The sequence below is a fragment of the Mesorhizobium sp. P2_H9 genome, assembly GCF_056403215.1.
On record NZ_JBFUFX010000002.1, the window covers coordinates 267466 to 288813 of the forward strand.

Sequence of the window (21348 nt, forward strand, 5' to 3'; positions counted from 1 at the left end):
CTCGAACTGATGTCGCGTGACCTTTTGTTCCCCGGAGCGATCGGTGGCGATAGGCATTCAGCCTTGGCCATCTTTTTCTGGAGCGCCCGTTTCACCATTAAGTCAATCCGCTTGACTTAATTAGTCGATCAATAGTTTACTGGAGTCAAGAGGGAAACGCCGGTGAACGATATCAGCCCGATCCGCGCCAAAAGCGGCACCAACCAGGAAGGCACCAGCGCGCACAACCGCCGTGTCATGATCGAGGCGCTGCGGCTCAACGGTGCGCTTTCGCGCGCCGACCTGGCACGGGCGACACAACTGACCAAGCAGGCGGTTTCCAACATCATCGACGACCTTGAGCGCGATGGCCTGGTCATTGCCCTCGACACGGTGCGCAAGGGCAGGGGACAACCCTCGACTCCCTACAGGCTGGTTCCGGAAGGCGCCTTCGCCATCGGGCTGCAGATCGACCGGCATGTGACGCGGGCGGTCGCCGTCGATCTGGTCGGCAGCGTGCTGGCGCGCGCCGAAGCCAACCTGCCCGTCGACGAGCCCTCACAAGGCGTCAAAATCATCCTCGGCCTGATCGCCGGCGTCAGACGCCAACTGGCCGATATTTCCAGCCAGTCCGAAAGCCGGCTCGTCGGCCTTGGCGTCGCCATGCCCGGCCCGTTCGGGGTGAAGAATTCCGACGACAAATGGATGATGCCGGCCTGGCAGAAATTTCCGCTGCTGGAAACCCTTGCCGCAGGCACCGGGTTGAATGTCGGGCTGCAGAACGACGCTGCCGCCTGTGCAACGGCAGAGCGGATCGTCGGCGCCGCGCATGGTGTCGATCATGCGGTTTGCCTCTATGTCGGCTACGGCATCGGCGCCGGGCTTATCCTGAACGGCGAGCTGTACAGCGGCGGCAACGGCAATGCCGGCGAGATCGGCATGGCGCTGCTGTCGCCGGCTGGTCCCGGCTCGACGCCGCTCGAGCACCGCGCCTCGCTCGCCTCACTTTACCAGCACCTCGACATGAACCTCGCCGACGAAGGTCTCTACGAGCGGATGAATGCACTGGCCGTGGCCGAGGATCCCAAGATCATGGGCTGGATCGAGGGTGCTGCGCATGATCTGCGCTGGAGCGTGCATCTCATCGAAACGATCTTCGATCCGCAGACCGTCATCCTGACCAGCGGCGCACCGGAAGCGTTGGCCCGCCGCCTGCTGGAGGCGATGCACCCGTTGCTGCCGTCGATCGCCGACCGGCCCGGACGGCTGTTGCCACGCCTGCAACTCGGCATCACCGATCCCTGGTCGATTGCGCTCGGTGCCGCGGCCGAGCCGATCAGCCGCGCCTTCGACCCGCGGTTTTCAGCGATCCTGAAGACACGCTCCGGCGGGTCCTGAAATCGACGTTCAAGCGCCATTCGATGGCGGAAAACACGCTGCGAAGGCCGCGTCCATAATGGCCAGCTTGACGGCCTGGGCGGTCATGTACTCCTGATAGAAACTGTTCGAGATCCACATGATGGATTTGCCGCGCTGGCCGAGCCAGCCGAGGCTGCCGAGCCCTTCGGCATCGCGCAGTTTGCGGGCAAGATGGGTGCGCGAGAGCTTGAGCCAGTTGGCGAAGTCGCCGATCGACACCACGCCGGTCGGGATCCGGTCCAGCCCGGCATGGTCGGGGTCGACGCCCGAGATCAGCCAGTCCATGACGACGCCGCCATTGTTGAGCCAGGTGAACAGCGAGAAGGTCTGTTTTGGCTCACGCACCGGACTCGACGACACCAGGCCGTCGGCCACCAGCGGCTGCACCCTTGCGAGCGCGTCGGGTCGTTGGAGGAAATTCGCAAGCCGGCTGGCGCCGTCCAGACTGTCCAGCGTCTGCAGATGGGCAAGAAGCCAGCCGGTCACCGCCTCCAGCGTAGCTGCTGCGGGCTGCAGAGGGCGGATGCGCCCGTCCTCGCTGTTTTCCAGATACTCGATGAAATCATAGTGCAGCATCTCGCGGATGAAGGCGTCACCGGTGTTACGGCTGGCGACGGAGTGCTGACCGATCATGTCGATGAAACGGGCTATCGTCAGTTGCTTGCGATAGTCGTTCGGATCCCGCCTGAAATGCATTGCAAGGCCGAGATGCGCCATCAGCCAGCGCTGCTGCGTGGCAAACACCGAAGAGCGGCGCGGGGCGGCTCTGAAGGCTTTGACCATCGCCAGCGCCTGCGCCCGGACACAGCGGTGCAATGCCGGATGCCCGGCAATATCTTCCAAGGTCAGCATATCCTCCCCCGTGCGCCGCTACAGCCTCCCGGCTGCGAAGAAGAAAATCACATTTTCAGTCTTCGCCGCTTGTGTCCAGACGCCCAAAATCAGGACGACACAAAGGATCGATCATGGCTGTGTTCTGCAGGTGGTTGCTACGCCTCAGCTGTCGGAAAACACGCCTGGAAGGCTGCCTCGACGATGGCGAGCTTTGCGGCCTGGACCGTCATGTACTCCTGGTAAAACTGGTTCGACACCCACATGACCGAATGGCCGGGCTGGCCCAGCCAGCCAATACTGCCGAGCGCCTCGGCATCGCGCAATTTGCGCGCCAGATGGGTTCGCGACAGCTTGAGCCAATCGGCAAACTCAGCGATCGAAACGACACTGGTCGGGATACGATCGAGGCCGGCATGGTCGGGATCGATGCCGGACATCAGCCTGTCCATGACGATGCCGCCATTGTTGAGCCAGATGAACAGCGAAAAGGTCTGTTTGGGCTCGCGCACGGGGCTGGAGGAGAGCAGGCCGTCCGCCACCAGCGGCTGCAATTTGGCAATCATTTGGGGTCGTTCGAGGAACATGGCCAACCGGCTGCCGCCATCGAGACTGTCCAGCGTGCGCAGATGGGCAACGACCCAGCCAGCAAATGCTTTGAGCGTGGCCGCCGTCACCTGAAAGGGGTGGGCACGACCGTCCTCGGTCTTCGGTAGATACTCAATGATGTGGTAGTGCAACATCTCCTTGATGAAAGCGTCGGCGGTGTTGCGGCTGGCCACCGAATTGCGGCGGATGGCCTCCATGAAACGCGTCACAGTCACCTCGGTGTGACGGTCGTGCGGGTCTCGCCTGAAATGCAAGGCCAGGCCGACATGGGCCATCAGCCAACGCTGCTGCGTGGCGAACACCGAAGCAAGGCGCGGCGTCGCTTCATAAATCTGGAGCAGGGCCAGTGACTGCTCCCGGACACCGCGATGCAATGCCGGATGGCCGGCAATATCTTCCAAGTTCAGCGCCATCCTCCTCGCTCCGACCCAGCCCCCCGGCCTGCGAAGACACAGATTACATTTTCAGCCTTCACACTTCGTGTCTAGACGTTCCAGTCTGGACAATAGGCCCGAGCCGATCGCACCCAATACTTGCGGCCAACTGTTGGCAACTGTTCGTGGAGCAGGTGCCCGTCTTACCCTGGTTGAAGGAGCGGCGTCAGATTTCGAGCGCTTCCCGCAGTGCCGGACCACCCCTGACGCGAAGGTCGAGATCGGCTTCGATGTGGTCGATATGGTGCAGCATCAGCGCGCTGGCGCGTTCGGCATTGCCGTTTTCGAGCGCGTCGAGAATCTGCATGTGCTCGTTGTGGCCGCAGCTCGAAATGCCGGAGCGGCCATAGAGCGCGATCACCAGCGAGGAGCGCGCCACCAGCTCTTCCATGAAGCGCTGCAGGATGACGTTTCCGGCCACCGAGGCCAGCAGCAAGTGAAAATCACCTGACGCCTTGATTTCGGAGCGTCTCGCGGTCGGTCCGCGTTCGGCAATGAAGCGACCCTCTTCCTCGAGCTGAGCCTTGAACGCAAGGACATGCTCCGGCGTGATGCTTCCGGCGGCTGCAATGGCGATGCCGGGTTCGATGAGCCGGCGCGAGGCAAAGACCTGTCGGGCTTCTTCCGGCGACGGATTGGCGACGAAGGCGCCGCGGTTGCGCTCGGTGCGCACGAGGCCTTCGAAGGACAGCATCTGCAGGGCCGCGCGGGCGACAGTCCGCGACACATCGAACAATGTGCCGACCTCGCCTTCCGACAGCTTGGTTCCGGGTGCCAGCCGGCGGTCGACGATCGCATCGCGCAACTGGTCGCGGATCGCCTGGGCACGATCCTCATTGGCGTTGTCGATAGCAGGGAAAGTCTGGTCGGCAATGTTCATGGCTGCGCACCCTCGCGCCTTTCTATCCTGAATCGGGGCGTTCGGACGAGAGCCAAAGTGAACACGATCGCAGAAAAGATTGCATACGATTTTTGCGCAGATCGAAAACAATCGCTCATTATTTGTGCATTGCACAAGTATGCCATTTCGGCGGGCAGTCGGCTTCGGGGCTGATTTTTCCAAGGATTCAAACGCTTGAGGCTCACGGCGAGCGACTGGCACGCATGATGCTTTGGTTAATCCGATCAAAGGGGAAGCCGGATGTCCAAAGCCGCCGAAATCGACATCGTGTCCGTTTCGAAAGTCTATGGCGCAACCACCGCCGTCGAAGACATCAGCCTGAAAATTCCGGCCGGCACCTATTGCTGCCTGCTTGGTCCCTCCGGCTGCGGCAAGACCTCGACGCTGCGCATGATCGCAGGGCATGAGAGCATTTCCAGCGGCGATGTGCGGCTCGGCAATGTGGTGGTCACCGATCTGCCGCCGGCCAAGCGCGGCACTGCCATGATGTTCCAGTCCTACGCGCTGTTTCCGCATCTCGACCTGATCGACAATGTCGCGTTCAGCCTCAAGATGAAAGGCGTCGGCAAGGAGGAGCGTCGCGCCAAGGCGCTCGACATGCTGAAGCTGATGCAGATGGAGGCCTATGCCGGCCGTCGCCCGGCGCAGCTTTCAGGCGGCCAGCAGCAACGCGTGGCGCTGGCCCGCGCGCTGATTACCGACCCCGAGGCGCTGTTGCTCGACGAACCGCTGTCGGCGCTCGATCCGTTCCTGAAAATCCGCATGCGGGCCGAGTTGAAGAAACTGCAGGCGTCGCTCGGCATCACTTTCGTCCATGTCACCCACAGCCAGGAAGAGGCGATGGCGCTGGCCGATCTGATCGTGGTGATGAATGACGGCCGCATCGAGCAGGCGGCACCACCGCGCGACGTCTTCGAGCGACCGGCCACCGCCTTCGTCGCCCGTTTCATGGGCGACCACAACGTCATCTCCGGCCGCGTCAGTGGTGAGCGCGACGGCATGGTCGTCTTCGATGTGCCGGGTGGTATCTCGTTGGCAGCCAGCGGGCAGAGCAGGCAGGCCGGTGAGCCCATCGACATCGCCATTCGCACCGATCATGTGCGGATCGGTGAGCCGCCGGCCAGCGGGCTCGGCTTCACCGGCATCATCTCCAACATCGAGTACCGCGGCTCGACCGTGAAGCTCTCGGTCAACGGCGCCGGCATCGAGGATTTCACCGTCATCGTCGACGACACCAGCTTCTTCGCCAAGCCGGTGGCCGTCGGCGATGCGGTGCCAATCGCCTGGGACCCCGCGGACGCCATCGTCCTCGGCCGTCTCGATTCCTGAACCAGCATAACCAACCAGAAAAGGGGAACAGAAAATGACCAACACCACCGACACCAAGAAGACAGGAATTTCCCGCCGCTCGCTGCTCAAGACAGGGGCTGCGGCCGTCGGTTTTGCCGCCGGCTCCGGCGCCATATCAGGCTTCCCGACCATCTGGGCGCAGTCGAACATCACGCTGCGCCAGTTCGGCACCGGCGTGTCGAACCTCAACGCCATCGCCGACAAGTGCAAGGCCGATCTCGGCATTACGCTGGAAATGACCGCGACCGATTCCGACGCCGCCGCCCAACGCGCGGTGACGCAACCGGACAGCTACGACATTGCCGACATCGAATACTGGATCTGCAAGAAGGTGTTTCCGAGCGGCGTGTTGCAGCCGATGGATGTCAGCAAGCTGAAATATTATGACGAGTTGGTGCCGCTGTTCAAAACCGGCAAGCTGACGCCCGACAGCGTGATTGCCCAGGGCACCGCGCCGCACACGGTCGGCTATGTCGAGGCGCAGGACTCGAAGACCTTCGCCAAGGCGCCGACCAACTGGTTCACCATGGTGCCGACCATCTACAACGCCGACACGCTTGGCATCCGTCCCGACCTCGTCGGCCGCGACATCACCACCTGGGCCGACATCATGGACCCGGCCTTCAAGGGCAAGACCGCGATCCTCAACATCCCGTCGATCGGCATCATGGACGCGGCAATGATCATGGAAGCCACCGGCAACATCAAATATGCCGACAAGGGCAACATGACCAAGGAAGAGATCGACAAGACGATCGACTTCCTGATCAAAGCCAAGCAGGCTGGCCAGTTCCGCGCTTTCTGGAAATCCTTCGACGAGAGCGTCAATCTGATGGCGTCGGGCGAAGTGGTGATCCAGTCGATGTGGTCGCCGGCCGTCGCCGCCGTGCGCTCCAAGGGCATCGCCTGCCGCTTCCAGCCGCTCAAGGAAGGCTACCGCTCATGGGGCGGTGGCCTTGGCCTCGCCGCCCACCTCAAGGGCGCCGAACTCGACGCTGCCTATGAATACATCAACTGGTACACGTCCGGCTGGGTAGGCGGCTATCTCAACCGCCAGGGCTACTATTCCGCCAACATGGTGTCGGCCAAGAAGTTCATGTCCGAGGACGAGTGGGGTTACTGGATCGAGGGCAAGCCGGCCAAGGGCGAGATCAAGGCGCCAGACGGCACCGTTATGGAAAAGGCCGGCGCCGTGCGCGACGGCGGCTCGTTCGAAGAGCGCATGGGCAAGGTCGCCTGCTGGAACTCGGTCATGGACGAGGACCGCTACATGGTGAAGCGCTGGAACGAGTTCATCGCGGCGTGATGCACTGATCGCGGATGACGGCGGCGACGCCGCCGTCATCCGCAACACCACAGCTCGTCGGATATCCCGCATGACAGTCGCGCTCGAACGCCCCGCAATCGCCGCCGCCAAGCCCGCCAGGCGCCGCCGCTGGTCGTTCAGTGCCGTCACGCCCTACCTGCAATCAGCGCCGCTGGCGCTCATCCTCGGCGCATTCCTGCTGCTGCCTATCATCATGATCGTCGTCGTCTCCTTCTGGGACTACGACTTCGCGGCGATGTATCCGGATCTCCTGACCACCAACTATTCCGACGTGCTCGGCTCCTGGGTGACCTGGAAGACTTATCTCAACACTATCAAATTCGCAGCCATCGTCTGGGCGCTGACCTTGTTCATCGGTTTCTGGGTGGCCTATTTCCTTGCCTTCCATATCCGCACCACGGCCATGCAGATGGTGCTGTTCCTGGTCTGCACGGTGCCGTTCCTGACCTCAAACATCATCCGCATGATTTCCTGGATTCCGGTGCTCGGCCGCAACGGGCTGATCAACTCGACGCTGGTGCAACTGGGCCTGGTGCCGAAGCCGATCGAGTGGCTGCTTTATTCCGAATTCGCCGTGGTGCTGGCCATGGTGCATCTTTACACGCTGTTCATGGTGACGCCGATCTTCAACACGCTGATGCGCATTGACCGGTCGCTGTTGGAGGCCGCGCGCGACGCCGGCGCTTCCGGCTGGCAGGTGTTGTGGAATGTCGTCATTCCGCTGGCCAAGCCCGGCATGGCGATCGGCACCATCTTCGTCGTCACGCTGGTGATGGCCGATTTCTCTACCGTGCAGGTGATGTCGGGCGGCCAGAGCGCCTCGGTGGCGCTGATGATGAAGAACCAGATGTCGCTGCTGCAGTATCCGGCGGCCGCCGCCAATGCGGTCGTGCTGTTGGTGCTGGTGCTGTTGATGGTCGCCGGCATCCTGCGCATCGTCGACATCCGCAAGGAGCTTTGACGTGAGCCACGAGAAGCGCACTCTTGAATTCTACGTGCTGGCGGCGTTCTTCGCGCTGTTCGTGCTGTTTCTCTACGGTCCGCTGTCGGCGATCCTGATCCTGTCCTTCCAGGGTGAGAATGGCGGCCTGACGTTTCCGCTCAATGGCGTGTCGCTGCACTGGTTCGCCAATCTGTTCGAGCGCCAGGCGGTCGGTGATTTCGGCGGCAGCTTCAAGCGCTCGCTGATGCTGGGTGTCATGGTGATGATCGTCACCGTTGTCGTGTCGCTGCTTGCCGGCCTCGCCTTCCGCCAGAAATTTCGCGGCGCCACCGCGCTGTTCTACCTGGCCGTTGCCAGCCTCGTGGTGCCGTCGATCATCATCTCGCTCGGCATCGGCGTCGTCTTCCAGCAGATCGGTTTTCGTCCCGCCTGGTACACGTCTGCCTTCGGTGCTCATCTGACATGGACCTTGCCGTTCGGCGTGCTGATCATGTTCGCCGTCTTCAACCGGTTTTCGCCGGCCTATGAGGAAGCCGCGCGGGATCTTGGCGCCACGTCCTGGCAGACCTTCGCGCATGTCGTGCTGCCGATGATCGCGCCGAGCCTGATCGGCGTCGGCCTTTTCGGCTTCACGCTGTCCTATGACGAGTTCGCCCGCACGCTGATGACGTCTGGCACCTTCAACACGCTGCCGCTGGAAATCTACGGCATGACCACCAACGTCACGACGCCGGTGCTCTATGCGCTGGGCACCGTGACCACGGTGTTTTCCTTCCTGGTGATCCTGGCGACGCTCGGCGCCATCCTCTATGTCGGCCGCCGCCGGGCAAGGGTTTGAGAACCGCAGTGCAGATCCTCGTCGTCAATCCGAACACCACTGCCAGCATGACCGAAACCATCGCGGCGGCGGCGCGGTCGGCGGCCGGCGCCTGGACGGAGATCGTCGCCGTCACCTCGTCGATGGGGCCGGTTTCGATCGAAGGCTATTACGATGAAGCGCTGGCCGTGCCGGGCCTGCTGGTCGAAATCGCCGCCGGCGAGCGCTCGGGCGCGCAGGCTGCGATCATCGCCTGCTTCGACGACACCGGCCTCGACGCCGCGCGCGCCATGGCCAACATTCCGGTCATCGGCATCTGCGAGGCCGCGCTCAGCACCGCCTCGTTCATCGCCCAGCGCTTCACCGTGGTGACGACGACCACACGGTCATGGGTTCCCGTCGAGGCGCTGGTGCAGCGTTACGGCATGGCGGGCCGGGCGCGCGTGCGGGCCGCCGATATTCCAGTGCTCGCGCTTGAAGACCCGGCATCCGGTGCGGTCGAAAAACTGCGTGGCGAGATTGCACGCGCCATCGACGACGATCGCGCCGAAGCCATCGTGCTCGGCTGCGCCGGCATGGCCGACCTTGCCACCGCGCTGAGCCGGGAGTTCGGCGTTCCGGTCATCGACGGCGTCGGCGCCGCGGTCAAACAGGCCGAGGCGCTGATCGCGCTTGGCCTGTCGACATCCAAGCGTGGCGCCTATGCAAACCCGCTGGCAAAGCCCTATCGTGGCGCACTAGAATCCTTTGCACCGGGACCTGTCGCCGCCGAGTGATTGCAATGCCTCGAACGATCCGGACGCTCGCTGAGAGCGAAGTGGAAACGCTTGTCGACTGGGCGGCTTTGGAAGGCTGGAACCCCGGCTTCGGCGATGCCGCGGCGTTCCGCGCGGCGGATCCTGAAGGCTTCATCGGCGCCTTTGTCGATGACGAGATGGTGGCCGGGATTTCGGCTGTCGCCTATGGCGACGATTTCGGCTTCATCGGCCTCTACATCTGCCGTCCGGACCGGCGTGGCCACGGCCATGGCAAGGCGGTGTGGGACGCAGGCATGGCGCGGCTTGGCAACCGCACGATCGGCCTCGACGGTGTTGCCGAGCATCAGGCCAATTACCGCAGCATGGGCTTCGTGCCTGCCTATGACACCATTCGCCACAGCGGCCGCGCTGCAGGTGTGGCCAGCGAGGGCGACATCCGACCTGTCACGCCAGACCTTCTCGCCGATATCCTGGCTTACGACCGCCACTGCTTTCCGGCGCCGCGGCAAGCCTTCCTGCAGGAATGGTTGCGGCCACCGCGCAACGCGCTTGCGGTCGTGAACGCAGGAAGGATTGCCGGCTATGGCGTCGCGCGGCAGTGCCAAGACGGCTTCAAGATCGGGCCTTTGTTCGCCGACGACATGGACATTGCGCTGCAACTGGTGACGGGACTGGCAGGCTTGCAGGCAAGCGGCACCCTGCACATCGATGCTCCCGCAACCAATGGCGGGTTCATCGCCGCGCTCGAGGCGGCCGGTCTGTCACCGGGTTTCACAACGACCCGGATGTACAGGGGAGGCGTGTCTGCCCCGTCAGGAGTTTTCGGGATAACGACCCTGGAGCTCGGCTGAAGCCGAGCCCCGGGCACGGGCGGTCATTGCCGCCTCGTTCTTCCCAGTCGGATTTCGGAAACGACGGTCAGGCCGCCCGGGCTCCTGGCGTTTTACGCGCCCAGGCCGGCAGCCAGTCGCCATGGGTGGCGAGCAATTCATCCACCAGCGACCATATCTGGTCGAGGTCGAGTTCGGCCGCCGTGTGCGGGTCCATCATCGCCGCGTGATAGATATGCTCGCGGTTTTCCGTCATCAACGCTTGAACCGTCAGTTCCTGCACGTTGATGTTGGTGCGGATCAGCGCGGTCAGCTGCGGCGGCAGGTCGCCGATGAAGGTAGGCTGGATGCCGGAGGCATCGACGAGGCACGGCACCTCGGCCGCGCAATTGGTGGGCAGCGAGGTGATACAGCCATTGTTGCGGACGTTGCCGTAGATCACAGACGGCTCGCCCGTCCACACCGAATTCATGATCGAAGACGCATATTCCTTCGACTGCTCGACCTCGATCCTGTCGGCTGAACGATAGGCTTCCGCTTGTCCCTTCCAGCGTTCGATCTGCTCGATGCAGCGCTTGGGATATTCATCGAGCGGGATGCCGAATTTTTCGATCAGATCGTCGCGGCCTTCCTTGATGAAGTAGGGCGTGTATTCGGCGAAATGTTCCGAGCTTTCGGTAACGAAGTAGCCGAGCCGCGTCAGCATCTCATAGCGCACCTTGTTTGGGCAGCGCGGGTTCCAGCCCGGCTTCGGTGCCCGGCCTTCGCGATAGGCGCGCACGAGATCGGGATAGAGATTGCGATAGGAGCCGTCCGGCTGGCGATGCTCGAATTTGAGGTAGAAGGCCATGTGGTTGATGCCGGCCGAGCGGTAGCGGATTTCCTCGTAGGGAATGTCGAGGTCGTGCGCCAGTTCCATCGCCGTTCCCTGCACCGAATGGCAGAGGCCGACCTGCCTGATCTCGGGGTATTTCTCTGATATCGCCCAGGTGTTGATCGCCATCGGGTTGACGTACTGCAGCATGATCGCCTGCGGGCAGACGGCGAGCATGTCCTCGCAGACCTTCCAGAGATGCGGCACGGTTCTGAGGCCCCGCATGATGCCGCCGACGCCCAGCGTATCGGCGATGGTCTGGCGCAGGCCGTATTTCTTCGGGACTTCGAAATCGGTGACCGTGCAGGGTTCGTAGCCACCGATCTGGAAGGCGACGACGACGAAATCCGCGCCCTTCAACGCCTTGCGCTGATCGGAATAGGTTTCGGCCTTGGCCTTGACGCCGAGAGTCGAGATCAGCTTGTTGACGACAATGGCGCTCTCTTCGAGGCGCTGCGGGTTGAGGTCCATCAGGGCGATGCTTGCCCCCGATAATGCCGGACGCTGCAGCACGTCGCCGACGATGTTCTTCATGAACACCGTGGAGCCAGCTCCGATGAATGTGATCTTGGGATTTCTTGTCATTACAGTCTCCGGCAAATGCAATCAGGCTACCTCGAAAGCGGCTTTGACGAGCCGTTGCGTGTAGGCGGTTTTGGGATTGGACAGAACTTCGTTGACCGGCCCCGCTTCGACGATCTTGCCGTGCTGCATGACGATCACACGGTGGCAGAGCGCGCGGACGACCTTGAGATCGTGCGAGATGAAGAGGTAGCTGAGGCCGCGTTCGCGCTGCAGCTTGCGCAGCAGTTCGATGATCTGCGCCTGGACCGAGAGATCCAACGCCGATGTCGGCTCGTCGAGCACGATGAACTCGGGTTCCAGCGCAATGGCGCGGGCGATGGCGATGCGCTGGCGCTGGCCGCCGGAGAACTCGTGCGGGAAGCGCGAGAGGATGTTGCCCGGCATGCCGGCGCTGGTCAGCGCGTCGCGCACCCGGTCGATGCGGTCGTTCTTGGTCGCCCCGATCCGGTTAACGACCAGCCCTTCCTCGATGATCTGGCCGATCGTCATACGCGGGTTGAGCGACGAAAACGGATCCTGGAAGACGATCTGCATGCGCGAGCGCAACGGTCGCATCTCCGCCCGCGACCGGCCATGGATCGGCTGGCCGTCGAAGTAGATCTCGCCGCCGCTGCTGGTGTTGAGCCTGAGCAGCGCTTCACCGAAGGTCGTCTTGCCCGATCCGGATTCGCCGACGAGGCCCAGTGTCTCGTGGCGGCAAAGGGTCAGGTCGAGACTGTCGACGGCGACGAGTTCGCGCAGGTCCGGTTTCAGGAACGTGCCATGCCGCAGCATGAAGGAGACGCGCACGCGCTTGGCATCGAGGATGATGCCGGCGCCTTCCGGCAGCGGATTGGCCTGGCCGCGCGGTTCGGAGGCCAGCAAATGCTTTGTATAGGGATGCTGCGGATCGGCGAAAAGCCTGTCCGTCACATTGTGCTCGCACATGGCGCCGTGCTGCATGACATAGACATAGTCGGAGAACTGCCGCACCACCGTCAGGTCGTGGGTGATCAGGATCACCGCCATCCGCAATTGTTTCTGCAGGTTGCGAATGAGGTTCAGGATCTGCGCCTGAACCGTGACGTCGAGCGCCGTTGTCGGCTCGTCGGCGATCAGCACGTCCGGATCGTTGGCGAGCGCCATGGCGATCATCACACGCTGGCGCTGGCCGCCGGAAAGCTGGTGCGGATATTGCCGCAGCCGCGCGGAAGGGTCTGGTATCTGCACCTGTTGCAGCAATTCCAGGGCTCGTGCCTCGGCCTGCTTGCGGCTCACCTTGCGATGCACCCGGATCGCCTCGACGATCTGGCTGCCGATCGTGTAGATCGGATTGAGCGAACTCATCGGCTCCTGGAAGATCATCGAAATGCGGTCGCCGCGCAGTTTGCGCCGCTCCCGTTCGGAGAATTTCAGGATGTTGGCGCCATCGTACTCGACTGTCGATTTCGCCGACACCACGGCGCGCTTGGACAGCAGCCCCATGACGGTGCGCGCCGTCACCGACTTGCCCGATCCGGATTCGCCAACGATGGCGATCGTCTCGCCGCGATAGAGCTGGAACGAGATGTCCTTGACGGCTTCGACCGTGCCGTGTTCGACCTTGAAATCGACCGCGATGTTGCGGGCGTCGATGACCGGGTTTTCCGAACGTCCGTCATGATCGAGCCGGACAGGCGGGGCGAAGGTGTTGACGAGTGCGAGAGCCATCACATCACCTCAATAAGGATCCACTGCATCGCGCAGCCCATCGCCAAGCGCGTTGAACGCGAAGACGGTGACGAGCACGAAGCCGACGGGCGCAAGTATCCAGGGATAGGTGCCGATGACCGAATAGGTCGCGGTGTCCTGCAGCATTAGCCCCCAGGAGATCAGCGGCGGCTTCACCGCGAAACCGAGGAAGCCCAGGAACGATTCGAGCAGCACGACACTCGGGATCGCCAAGGTGACGGCAACGATGACGTGGCTCATTACGTTCGGGAAAATGTGCTGCATGATGATGCGACGGTCGGTGGCGCCGACGGCGATCGCGGCACGGACATAGTCGATCCGGGCCAGCGCCAGCGTCTTGCCGCGGACTTCGCGCGACATCTGCGCCCAGCCGAGTGCCGACATGACGATGATCACAAAGGCCAGGAAGACGTTGGTCGGCGCCGTCACCGGGACCAGCGATGTCAGCGCCAGGTAGAGCGGCAATTGCGGAAAAGCGAGCACCAGTTCGACGAAGCGTTGCACCCAGACATCGAACACACCACCGAAATAGCCCGAAACCATGCCGACAGTGGTGCCGATCACGGTGACGATGAAGACCACGGTCAGCGCGATCATCAAGGAGATGCGCGAACCATAGATGGCGCGGGCCAGCACATCGCGGCCGAATTTGTCGGTGCCGAGGAAATGCACCGGAAGGCCGTCGGTCGAGCCGAAGAAGTGCCGGTTGGCAGGGATCAGGCCAAGGAGCCTGTAGTCCGCGCCCTTGACGAAGAAACCGAGCAGGCGCGGGTGGTCATAGTCCGGTCCTACGACCGGCTGGAAGGTGACCGGGTCAAGCTCTTCGGAATCGGCCAGCGCATAGACACGCGGCTGGAAGACGAAATTGCCGTCCTTGTCGTGGAAGCTCATCATTTGCGGTGGCGCGAAACCGACATCGGTCACCTTGGGGTCCATGGGGGCGAAGAAATCGGCGAACACCGCCATCAGCACCAGAAATACAACCAGGATCAGCCCGGCCATGCCGGTCCAGGATCGCTTCAGCCGACGCCAGACGAGCGCCATATAGCTTTCGTTGCCATGCGACGGTCTCGTCGTGACGGGTTCTTCGACGGGCGGCGGCAGGGAGGGATCGATCGCAAGCATCTCAAGCCCCCGCATACTGGCGGACGCGGGGGTCGAGCAGGACCAGCAGCATGTCGGCGATGATGTTGCCGACGATCAGTGTCGCCGACAGCACCATCATGAAGGTGGCGGTGACATAGACGTCGCCGACCGCCATCGAGCCGACGATCGCCGGCCCGACGGTCGGCAGCGCAAAGATGATCGCCGTCTCGATCTCGCCTGTCAGCATGTAGGGCAGCACCACGCCCTGGTACATGACAAGCGGATGCAGCGCATTCGGCACCGCATGGCGCATGACGACTGCGGCGCCGCTCAGGCCCTTGGCGCGGGCCGTTTCGACATACTGGGCATTCAGCGTGTCGAGCAGATTGCCGCGCATGACGCGCATATTGTAGGCGAGCCCGCCAAAAGTTGCGATCGCAACGACCGGCCAGACATGTTTGACGAGATCGGCGAATTTGGCCCAAGACCATGGCGCCCCGCCATATTGCGGCGAGAAGAAGCTGCCGATCTCGGACACGTTGAACTTGAAAACCAGGAGATAGACGATGATCAGCGCCATCAGGAAGCGCGGCACCGTCATGCCGAGGAAGGCGACGGTCGAAAGCGCGCTGTCGATCCAGCTATACTGTCTGGTCGCCGCCCAGATGCCGAAACCGATGCCGAGCACGGAGGCCAGGATGTGGCACACAAGAGCCAGCAGCAAGGTGCGCGGCAAGCGCTCACCGACCACATCGGCAACCGGCTTGTTGTAGTAGAGGCTGTAGCCGAAATCGCCGTGGGTGACGATGCCGCCGATCCAGTTGAAATACTGGACCAGCATCGGCTTATCGAGCCCGTGCTCGACCCGGTAGGCTTGCGCCTGCGCGTCGGCCTCGGCGAAGGAGGCGCCACCCTGATTGATGAGCTGGGAGCGAATGTAATCCGCATAATCGCCCGGCGGTGCCTGGATGATGGCAAAAGTCACCGCGCTCAGGATGACCAGCACCGGTATGGCGGAGGCTATGCGCACGAGCAGGAATCGTAACATTTGACGGTTCGCTTCGCTTTGCAGCAGTTGCTCCTCGTGGGTGCAGCCGGCGGTTTCTTTTTTGTCCGGCCGCGCTCGCGGCGCGGCCGGAAGGTCTTTTCGTCTGGGAGGATCTTAAAGCGCGTCGCAGTGCGGCGCGCCTTAAGTTTCTGGTTAGTTCATCGGACCCTTGTCTCCGGGCTTGCCGGGCAGTTGTTCGGGGAACAGCTCATACTTGCCCTGCTTGTCCGCGGCGACCCAGACACGTTCCCGGATGATCGAGTCTTCGGCCCAGTTGAACATGAAGATCGGCGTGCCTTGCAGGATGTTGGAGAAGCGCTTGTTGATGATCAGCGCCCCCGGATATTCCGTCAGGCCGACAGTGTAGACGTGCTCCGTCGAGATCTTCTGGAACTGCTTCATCAGGCTGGCGCGCTCGTCATTGTCCTGCGTCGAGACGAACTTGTTGACGATGTCGACGAGGTCCTTCTCGAACGGCATCAGATCGACCTGGCCGCTTTCCGGAGCGCGATGGTTCCAGCTGGTCTTCGGGCCGACAGGGGCCAGCTGCTCGGTGTTCTGCACGACGGAGGTGAGCTCCTGGTCGTTACGCCGTACCAGCCAGTCGAAGCGGCCGGAATAGTTGGAGGCGTCGCGCTGGATACCGTCAAGCCCGTTGAGGACAACGCGCAGGCCAAGCTTTTCCATCTGGCCGACGACGCCCTCTGCGAGGCTCTTGTCGGTGGTGTAGTCGTTGTTGACCAGCATCACGATCTCGACGTTCTTGCCGCCGGCGGTGCCGGCCGGGAAGTTCACGAAACCGTCGCCATCCGTATCCTTCAGGCCGGCCTTGGCAAGCTCGGCCTTGGCGCCTTCGAGATCGAATGGATAGTAGACAGTCGAGTCCCGATCATAGAAGCTCGTGCCCGAGGACAGGCCGCCCGGATAGATCGCGGTGAACGGACCCTTGACCAGCGAGTCGCCGAGCGCCTTGCGGTCGAGTGCCATGGTGACGGCCTTGCGGAAGTCCTCGTTGCGGTTCAGCTCGCGGACCGCTTGCCCCCGCTCATCCGGATTGCCCCAGCCATTGGCGGAGAAATTCATGCGCAAATTGTAGCCGATCAGACGCGGGCCGAAGGCGAGGCGGGCCGGTGCGTCCTTTTCCGCCGCACGCTTCAGCGAGGCGACGAAGTTTTCAGGCTGCTCGAGATTCGAGAAATCGGCGGCGCCTGCCACGGCCTGGACGTCGCGGTCTGCCCAGGTCGAGAGCTTGTAGTGAAGCTCATTGAGGTAAGGCAGCTGGTTGCCCTTCTCGTCGACCTTCCAATAGTAGGGATTGCGCCGCAGCACGATAATGTCGTCGGGCCGGTATTCAACCGGCACCCAGGCGCCCATCACCGGCATGTTCATATATTCCGGCGGGAAGGCGTTCTTGAACTGCTCGTAGGTGTTCTTCGAATATTTCGGGTGGTGCGGCTTCAAGATATGCGCGGGGCCGGGGCAGAAGGTGCCGTAGGCCATGGCATAGAGATATTGCTTCGGGAAGGCTTCCTTGAAGGTCCACTCGACGGTGTAGTCGTCGATCTTCTTCAGCGTCGTGCCGACGCCGAAGGTTTCGGGGGTGGCGCCGTTGAGCGGCGACACATTCGGGTCGACGACCTCGTCATCCCAGTAGAACATGACGTCGTCGGCATTGAAGGCGACACCGTCAGACCATTTGGCGCCCTCGACCAGGTGCATCGTCAGTTTGTGGCCGTCCTTCGACCAGTCCCAGCTTTTGGCCAGGTTCGGCAGCGGCTCGGTGTCCTTGGCCTCGACCTGGAACAGTGGCGCGGTGCGCGTCAGGCATTCGGAAAGGCCGATATCGATGCCGCCCCAGCCTTGCGTCTGGCCGGCACCGTAGTTCCAGCCTTCCGGCCGGCCGCCGATGACATGGCGCATCGTATCGCCGTAGACGCCGATGCCGTCCTGCATGTTGGCGGTCTTGAAAACCAGCGGCTCCTTCGGCAGCCGATCCTTGACCGGCGGCAACGCGCCTGATTTGACGTATTTCTGCGTGACCCAATCGGGCTCGTGGTATTCGGGCAGCGCCTTGAACTCCAGGATGGAGTCGCGCGCCACATAGGTGATTTTTCCTTCGGCGGGGAATTGTGCGGGCGCCGGCGGCACCGTCGGTTCGGATGCGTGCGCATTCAACGCCGCGGCGGACACGCTCAGCGCCAGCCCAGCAAGAATGCCAATGTTTCGGAAACTCGTCATCGTCTCTCCTCCCTGTTGTTGTTTCGGAGCGCTTGCGCCACTCCATTGCTCCTCGAGATATGCGGCCGAGGATCTCCTCCGAAAATCAGCCGTGATCCGTTCTGCCTGTCGCTCAGACGGCCTGTTTGAGGGCGGCTTTTTCGACGCGCAGCTCCTCGATCGAGCGGACGTCGCGGCGTGCGGCACCTGCCCATTCGCGGGTCTTGACTCTGGATCTCGAAAGCCGCTCCTTCGCGGCCGGAATGGCATGGGCGTATTGCGGCAGCCAGTTGGCCTGGGCGACGACCATCTCATCGACCATTTGCCAGACTTCTTCCGGCGTCGAGACGGCGCCGACCAGCGGGTCGTGCAGGACCGCCAGTTTCAAAAGGTCGATATCGCCTGATATCGCCGCATGAACCGACATGCGCTGGACATTGATCGAGGAAATGCAGGTGGCGGCGCAGGCTTCCGGCAGCGTGATGCCCGAAGCCATGTTGATGCCGAAGCGATCGACAAAGCCCGGCGACTCGATGATCGCGTCCTGCGGCAGGTTGGCGATGACGCCATTGTTCTTGACGTTGAAATGGCCGCGATAGACGCGGTTGGTCTCCAGCGCTTCCAGAATGTGGCTCGCATGCTCGTTGGAGCGCTTGGAAGGATCGATCGGCCTGGCGGCGGATTCGAGAAATTGCGGAAATTCCGTTTCGAACCAGTTGCGCGTTTCCGTGGAGTGGCGAAGGTAGCCACCGGTTTCGCCATGGATCCAATCCGACATGTCGATCCAGCGGGTGATTTCGTCTGGCCGCTTGCGGTACCAGGGCAGATATTCGGAAAGGTGGCCGTTGCTTTCGGTCGAATAGACGCCGAAGCGCTTCAGGACATCGATACGCAGCTTTTCCTGCTGCGAAAAAACCGGATGCGCCTCGAAAGCCGCGACCAACTCGTCCTTGCCGATCTTGCGGCCGTTGAGCCGCAGGTCGATGAACCAGGTCTGATGGTTGATGCCGGAGCAGACATAGTCGAGTTCGCTGTGCGATTTGGCACCCAGCACTTCGGCGATCTGCTCGGCGCCGTGCTGGACGCCATGGCAGAGGCCAACGGTATCCACCTTGCCATACTCGATCGCCGCCCAGGTGTTCATCGCCATCGGGTTGGCATAGTTGAGGAATTTCGCCCCGCGCTCGGCGAGTTCGCGGATGTCCTTGCAGAAGTCGAGAATGACCGGGATGTTGCGCTGGCCGTAAAGAATGCCGCCGGCGCAGATCGTATCGCCGACGCACTGGTCGATGCCATATTTCAACGGGATTCGGATGTCGTCGGCATAGGCTTCGAGGCCACCGACGCGCACGCAGCTGATGATATAGCGAGCCCCCTCGAGGGCAGCGCGGCGATCGGTTGTCGCCGTGACCCTGGTCGGCAATTTGTTGAATTCGACGACCCTGTCGAGGATCTCCTTGATCATTCCGAGATTGTGCTGGCTAAGGTCGGTCAGCGCGAATTCGACATCCCTGAATTCCGGAACGCACAGAATGTCGGTAAACAGCTTCTTAGTGAAGCCGACGCTGCCCGCGCCGATGATGGCGATTTTGAAACTCATCACTTCACCTCGATCCTGCCGAAATGTTAGGTAAGGGCGGCAAAAGGAAATTTGATCCACATGCCGCGGCATAGAGCCACGACAAACGGGAATCCGGCGTCTCCTCCTGACCGCTCCTCGACCGCGGCTTCTTATGCTTTCGGGAGGGATTATGCGCCTATTGAGGAATGCGACCAGAGAAGGATTGTGCTTTCAGGGGTAATTTTGTGCTGCGCGACCTGATCGACACCGGACCATCGGCCAGAACCGTCTCGCTGCCGCGCGGCCGTCAGCGCCTGCACACCATGCCGACCAGCGCCGGCTACGAAGTGCGCGAGAACGAGATCTACGACTGGGATGGACGCAAGCGCGGCCAGACGCCGTTTACCGTGCTTCAGCACACAATCAGCGGCACTGGCCGGCTGCGCTACGAGAACCGCAACTACCGCCTGCAAAAGGGCGACACGCTGCTGGTGCTGGTGCCGCACAATCACCGGTACTGGCTGGCCAAGGGCGAGCGCTGGGAATATTTCTGGATATCGATGAACGGCGATGAGGCGCTGCGCATCCACAAGCTGGTCCTTGCCGCCGTCGGCCCGGTGCTGCGGTTGCAGCCGTCGACGATCGATCATCTCGCAGACTGCAGCGTGCGCCTGGTCAAGGGCGCGGCCTCGCCCGGAGCCGCGTCCGCCGTCGCCTACGAGGCGGCGATGGCGCTCTATGACGATGTGTTCGGCTCGCATGCCTTCACCGACGAGAAAAGCCCCATGCAGCCGGTGATCGATCACATCAAGGCCAATCTCGACAGGCCGCTGTCGGTCGACGATCTGGCGGGGATCAGCGGGCTCAGCCGCGCGCATTTCTCGCGCTGCTTCGCCGAGAGCGAGGGCCTGCCGCCGGCCGAATTCGTGCTGCAGCAGCGGCTGCAGCGTGCGGCGAAATTGCTGACGAAGGCCGACTTCCTGCCGGTGAAGGAAGTGGCCATCATGTGCGGCTTCGAAGATGCCAACTATTTTTCGAAAGTCTTCCGCCGCCTGTACGGCATCAACCCGACGCAATTTCGCACCACCGGCATGTATGCCAGCGTGGGAAACCACCGTTAGATGGTCGCGAGACGGCGAATGGGCCGGCGCATCGGAAGACGGCACCGAGGGGATGGACTCACATGCGTAATGCTTCTCTTTTTGACCTTTCCGGTAAAAAGGCGCTGGTTACCGGCGCCAGTCGCGGCATTGGGCGCAGTATTGCCGAGGCTTTGAGTGCTGCCGGCGCCGACGTCGCGGTCACCGCGCGTGCCTTGCCATCCCTCGACGAGACGATTGCGGCCATACATCAAGCCGGTGGGATCGCGCATGCGCTGGCGCTTGACGTCGTTGATGTCGGTAGCTGCAGGAGCGCCGTGGCGGAGGCAGCCCACTTGCTCGGTGGGCTCGACATCCTCGTCAACAATGCCGGCGTGGAAGAGGTCCGGCCTTCACTCGAGGTTGAGGAAGCCCTGTGGGACAGGATCGTCGACACCAATCTCAAGGGCGCGTTCTTCTGCGCCCAGGCTGCCGCCCGCCATATGAGAGAGGCGGGGCGACCAGGCGTCATCATCAATCTCTGCTCGCTGACATCCGAAGTCGGCGTGCCGACGGCGGTGCCATACGGTTCGTCGAAATCGGGCCTGCTCGGCATGACGCGTGCTCTGGCGGCGGAATGGGCGGAGCTCGGCATCCGCGTCAACGCCATCGCGCCCGGATATTTCCGGACGGCAATGACCGATGTCTTTTACAGCGACGAGACCTGGCAGCGGGCAATGCTTGCCAAGATACCGCAGAGACGCTTTGGCGATGTCGCCGACCTGCATGGGGTCGCCGTGTTCCTGGCGTCCGATGCTGCTGGCTACATAACCGGACAGTCGATTCCGGTCGATGGCGGTTTTCTGGCGTCGATATGACCGGCTGACGTCAGCCGCGCTGCGGCGCGGGGCCGGACAGCGAGAATCAACTTGGCATCTTGTATGTGGTTGTACATACTTTGCGAGAGCCGCTGTCGGCATGTTGATATTT

18 protein-coding genes are annotated in these 21348 nt (G+C 62.3%); 9 read left to right on the top strand and 9 right to left on the bottom strand.

Translation table 11 applies throughout. The features are described 5' to 3' along the window. Positions 1 to 162: 162 nt before the first annotated feature. A complete protein-coding gene (locus AC1DXN_RS04325; protein ID WP_477245719.1) occupies positions 163 to 1377 on the top strand; it encodes an ROK family protein in 1215 nt (404 codons plus the stop codon). A 9-nt stretch (positions 1378 to 1386) separates the two neighbouring features. Here the strand turns inward: AC1DXN_RS04325 and AC1DXN_RS04330 are convergent, their stop codons facing one another. The 3 genes from AC1DXN_RS04330 to AC1DXN_RS04340 all read right to left on the bottom strand — a co-directional run bounded on the left by AC1DXN_RS04330 (position 1387) and on the right by AC1DXN_RS04340 (position 4152). Next, positions 1387 to 2250 carry a hypothetical protein gene (locus AC1DXN_RS04330; RefSeq protein WP_477272976.1) on the bottom strand — a complete coding sequence of 288 codons (864 nt, stop codon included), beginning with the start codon at positions 2248 to 2250 and terminating at the stop codon, positions 1387 to 1389. Between the two features lie 137 nt (positions 2251 to 2387). After that, complete coding sequence (locus tag AC1DXN_RS04335; protein ID WP_477272974.1) at positions 2388 to 3251, bottom strand: hypothetical protein; 864 nt, start codon at positions 3249 to 3251, stop codon at positions 2388 to 2390. Positions 3252 to 3438: 187 nt separating this feature from the next. Continuing rightward, the gene (locus tag AC1DXN_RS04340) at positions 3439 to 4152 is read right to left on the bottom strand and encodes a GntR family transcriptional regulator (RefSeq protein WP_477272972.1); all 714 of its coding nucleotides are present in this window, start codon (positions 4150 to 4152) and stop codon (positions 3439 to 3441) included. 261 nt (positions 4153 to 4413) lie between these two features. On the opposite strand from AC1DXN_RS04340, the gene AC1DXN_RS04345 reads away from it, so the two are divergent. From AC1DXN_RS04345 to AC1DXN_RS04370, 6 genes are all read left to right on the top strand, one after another. Further along, positions 4414 to 5502, top strand: a complete 1089-nt coding sequence (locus AC1DXN_RS04345) for an ABC transporter ATP-binding protein (protein ID WP_477272970.1) — start codon at positions 4414 to 4416, stop codon at positions 5500 to 5502. A gap of 34 nt (positions 5503 to 5536) precedes the next feature. After that, the gene (locus AC1DXN_RS04350; protein ID WP_477272968.1) at positions 5537 to 6829 is read left to right on the top strand and encodes an ABC transporter substrate-binding protein; all 1293 of its coding nucleotides are present in this window, start codon (positions 5537 to 5539) and stop codon (positions 6827 to 6829) included. A 70-nt stretch (positions 6830 to 6899) separates the two neighbouring features. Next, positions 6900 to 7811 carry an ABC transporter permease gene (locus AC1DXN_RS04355; RefSeq protein WP_477272966.1) on the top strand — a complete coding sequence of 304 codons (912 nt, stop codon included), beginning with the start codon at positions 6900 to 6902 and terminating at the stop codon, positions 7809 to 7811. Position 7812: 1 nt separating this feature from the next. Continuing rightward, the gene (locus tag AC1DXN_RS04360; protein WP_477272964.1) at positions 7813 to 8631 is read left to right on the top strand and encodes an ABC transporter permease; all 819 of its coding nucleotides are present in this window, start codon (positions 7813 to 7815) and stop codon (positions 8629 to 8631) included. 8 nt (positions 8632 to 8639) lie between these two features. After that, positions 8640 to 9386: an aspartate/glutamate racemase family protein gene (locus tag AC1DXN_RS04365; RefSeq protein WP_477272962.1), complete on the top strand. Its 747-nt coding sequence runs from the start codon at positions 8640 to 8642 to the stop codon at positions 9384 to 9386. Positions 9387 to 9391: 5 nt separating this feature from the next. Continuing rightward, complete coding sequence (locus AC1DXN_RS04370; RefSeq protein ID WP_477272960.1) at positions 9392 to 10219, top strand: GNAT family N-acetyltransferase; 828 nt, start codon at positions 9392 to 9394, stop codon at positions 10217 to 10219. 67 nt (positions 10220 to 10286) lie between these two features. On the opposite strand, the gene melA (AC1DXN_RS04375) is transcribed toward AC1DXN_RS04370, so the two are convergent. The 6 genes from melA (AC1DXN_RS04375) to melA (AC1DXN_RS04400) form a co-directional block, all read right to left on the bottom strand. After that, positions 10287 to 11657 carry an alpha-galactosidase gene (gene melA, locus AC1DXN_RS04375; RefSeq protein WP_477272958.1) on the bottom strand — a complete coding sequence of 457 codons (1371 nt, stop codon included), beginning with the start codon at positions 11655 to 11657 and terminating at the stop codon, positions 10287 to 10289. Between the two features lie 21 nt (positions 11658 to 11678). Next, positions 11679 to 13346 carry an ABC transporter ATP-binding protein gene (locus tag AC1DXN_RS04380; protein WP_477245697.1) on the bottom strand — a complete coding sequence of 556 codons (1668 nt, stop codon included), beginning with the start codon at positions 13344 to 13346 and terminating at the stop codon, positions 11679 to 11681. A 9-nt stretch (positions 13347 to 13355) separates the two neighbouring features. Continuing rightward, positions 13356 to 14492 carry an ABC transporter permease gene (locus AC1DXN_RS04385; protein WP_477272956.1) on the bottom strand — a complete coding sequence of 379 codons (1137 nt, stop codon included), beginning with the start codon at positions 14490 to 14492 and terminating at the stop codon, positions 13356 to 13358. A 1-nt stretch (position 14493) separates the two neighbouring features. Next, positions 14494 to 15501 carry an ABC transporter permease gene (locus AC1DXN_RS04390; protein WP_477272954.1) on the bottom strand — a complete coding sequence of 336 codons (1008 nt, stop codon included), beginning with the start codon at positions 15499 to 15501 and terminating at the stop codon, positions 14494 to 14496. Positions 15502 to 15654: 153 nt separating this feature from the next. Then, positions 15655 to 17739, bottom strand: coding sequence for an ABC transporter substrate-binding protein (locus tag AC1DXN_RS04395; protein WP_477272952.1), 2085 nt, complete (start codon positions 17737 to 17739; stop codon positions 15655 to 15657). A 112-nt stretch (positions 17740 to 17851) separates the two neighbouring features. Further along, entirely contained in the window at positions 17852 to 19318 is a 1467-nt protein-coding gene (melA, locus tag AC1DXN_RS04400; protein ID WP_477272950.1) for an alpha-galactosidase, read from the bottom strand. 206 nt (positions 19319 to 19524) lie between these two features. Here melA (AC1DXN_RS04400) and AC1DXN_RS04405 point away from each other — a divergent pair, with 206 nt between their 5' ends. Both AC1DXN_RS04405 and AC1DXN_RS04410 read left to right on the top strand, forming a co-directional pair. Continuing rightward, the gene (locus AC1DXN_RS04405) at positions 19525 to 20400 is read left to right on the top strand and encodes an AraC family ligand binding domain-containing protein (RefSeq protein ID WP_477272948.1); all 876 of its coding nucleotides are present in this window, start codon (positions 19525 to 19527) and stop codon (positions 20398 to 20400) included. 62 nt (positions 20401 to 20462) lie between these two features. Next, positions 20463 to 21236: an SDR family NAD(P)-dependent oxidoreductase gene (locus AC1DXN_RS04410; protein ID WP_477272946.1), complete on the top strand. Its 774-nt coding sequence runs from the start codon at positions 20463 to 20465 to the stop codon at positions 21234 to 21236. Positions 21237 to 21348 lie beyond the last annotated feature (112 nt).

What these genes read in the sequence shown, in the direction of transcription:
- AC1DXN_RS04330 (WP_477272976.1), bottom strand. Translation starts at nt 2,250, where the DNA reads ATGCTGACCTTGGAAGATATTGCCGGGCATCCGGCATTGCACCGCTGT.
- AC1DXN_RS04335 (WP_477272974.1), bottom strand. Translation starts at nt 3,251, where the DNA reads ATGGCGCTGAACTTGGAAGATATTGCCGGCCATCCGGCATTGCATCGC.
- AC1DXN_RS04340 (WP_477272972.1), bottom strand. Translation starts at nt 4,152, where the DNA reads ATGAACATTGCCGACCAGACTTTCCCTGCTATCGACAACGCCAATGAG.
- AC1DXN_RS04345 (WP_477272970.1), top strand. Translation starts at nt 4,414, where the DNA reads ATGTCCAAAGCCGCCGAAATCGACATCGTGTCCGTTTCGAAAGTCTAT.
- AC1DXN_RS04350 (WP_477272968.1), top strand. Translation starts at nt 5,537, where the DNA reads ATGACCAACACCACCGACACCAAGAAGACAGGAATTTCCCGCCGCTCG.
- AC1DXN_RS04355 (WP_477272966.1), top strand. Translation starts at nt 6,900, where the DNA reads ATGACAGTCGCGCTCGAACGCCCCGCAATCGCCGCCGCCAAGCCCGCC.
- AC1DXN_RS04370 (WP_477272960.1), top strand. Translation starts at nt 9,392, where the DNA reads ATGCCTCGAACGATCCGGACGCTCGCTGAGAGCGAAGTGGAAACGCTT.
- melA (WP_477272958.1), bottom strand. Translation starts at nt 11,657, where the DNA reads ATGACAAGAAATCCCAAGATCACATTCATCGGAGCTGGCTCCACGGTG.
- AC1DXN_RS04380 (WP_477245697.1), bottom strand. Translation starts at nt 13,346, where the DNA reads ATGGCTCTCGCACTCGTCAACACCTTCGCCCCGCCTGTCCGGCTCGAT.
- AC1DXN_RS04385 (WP_477272956.1), bottom strand. Translation starts at nt 14,492, where the DNA reads ATGCTTGCGATCGATCCCTCCCTGCCGCCGCCCGTCGAAGAACCCGTC.
- AC1DXN_RS04390 (WP_477272954.1), bottom strand. Translation starts at nt 15,501, where the DNA reads ATGTTACGATTCCTGCTCGTGCGCATAGCCTCCGCCATACCGGTGCTG.
- AC1DXN_RS04395 (WP_477272952.1), bottom strand. Translation starts at nt 17,739, where the DNA reads ATGACGAGTTTCCGAAACATTGGCATTCTTGCTGGGCTGGCGCTGAGC.
- melA (WP_477272950.1), bottom strand. Translation starts at nt 19,318, where the DNA reads ATGAGTTTCAAAATCGCCATCATCGGCGCGGGCAGCGTCGGCTTCACT.
- AC1DXN_RS04410 (WP_477272946.1), top strand. Translation starts at nt 20,463, where the DNA reads ATGCGTAATGCTTCTCTTTTTGACCTTTCCGGTAAAAAGGCGCTGGTT.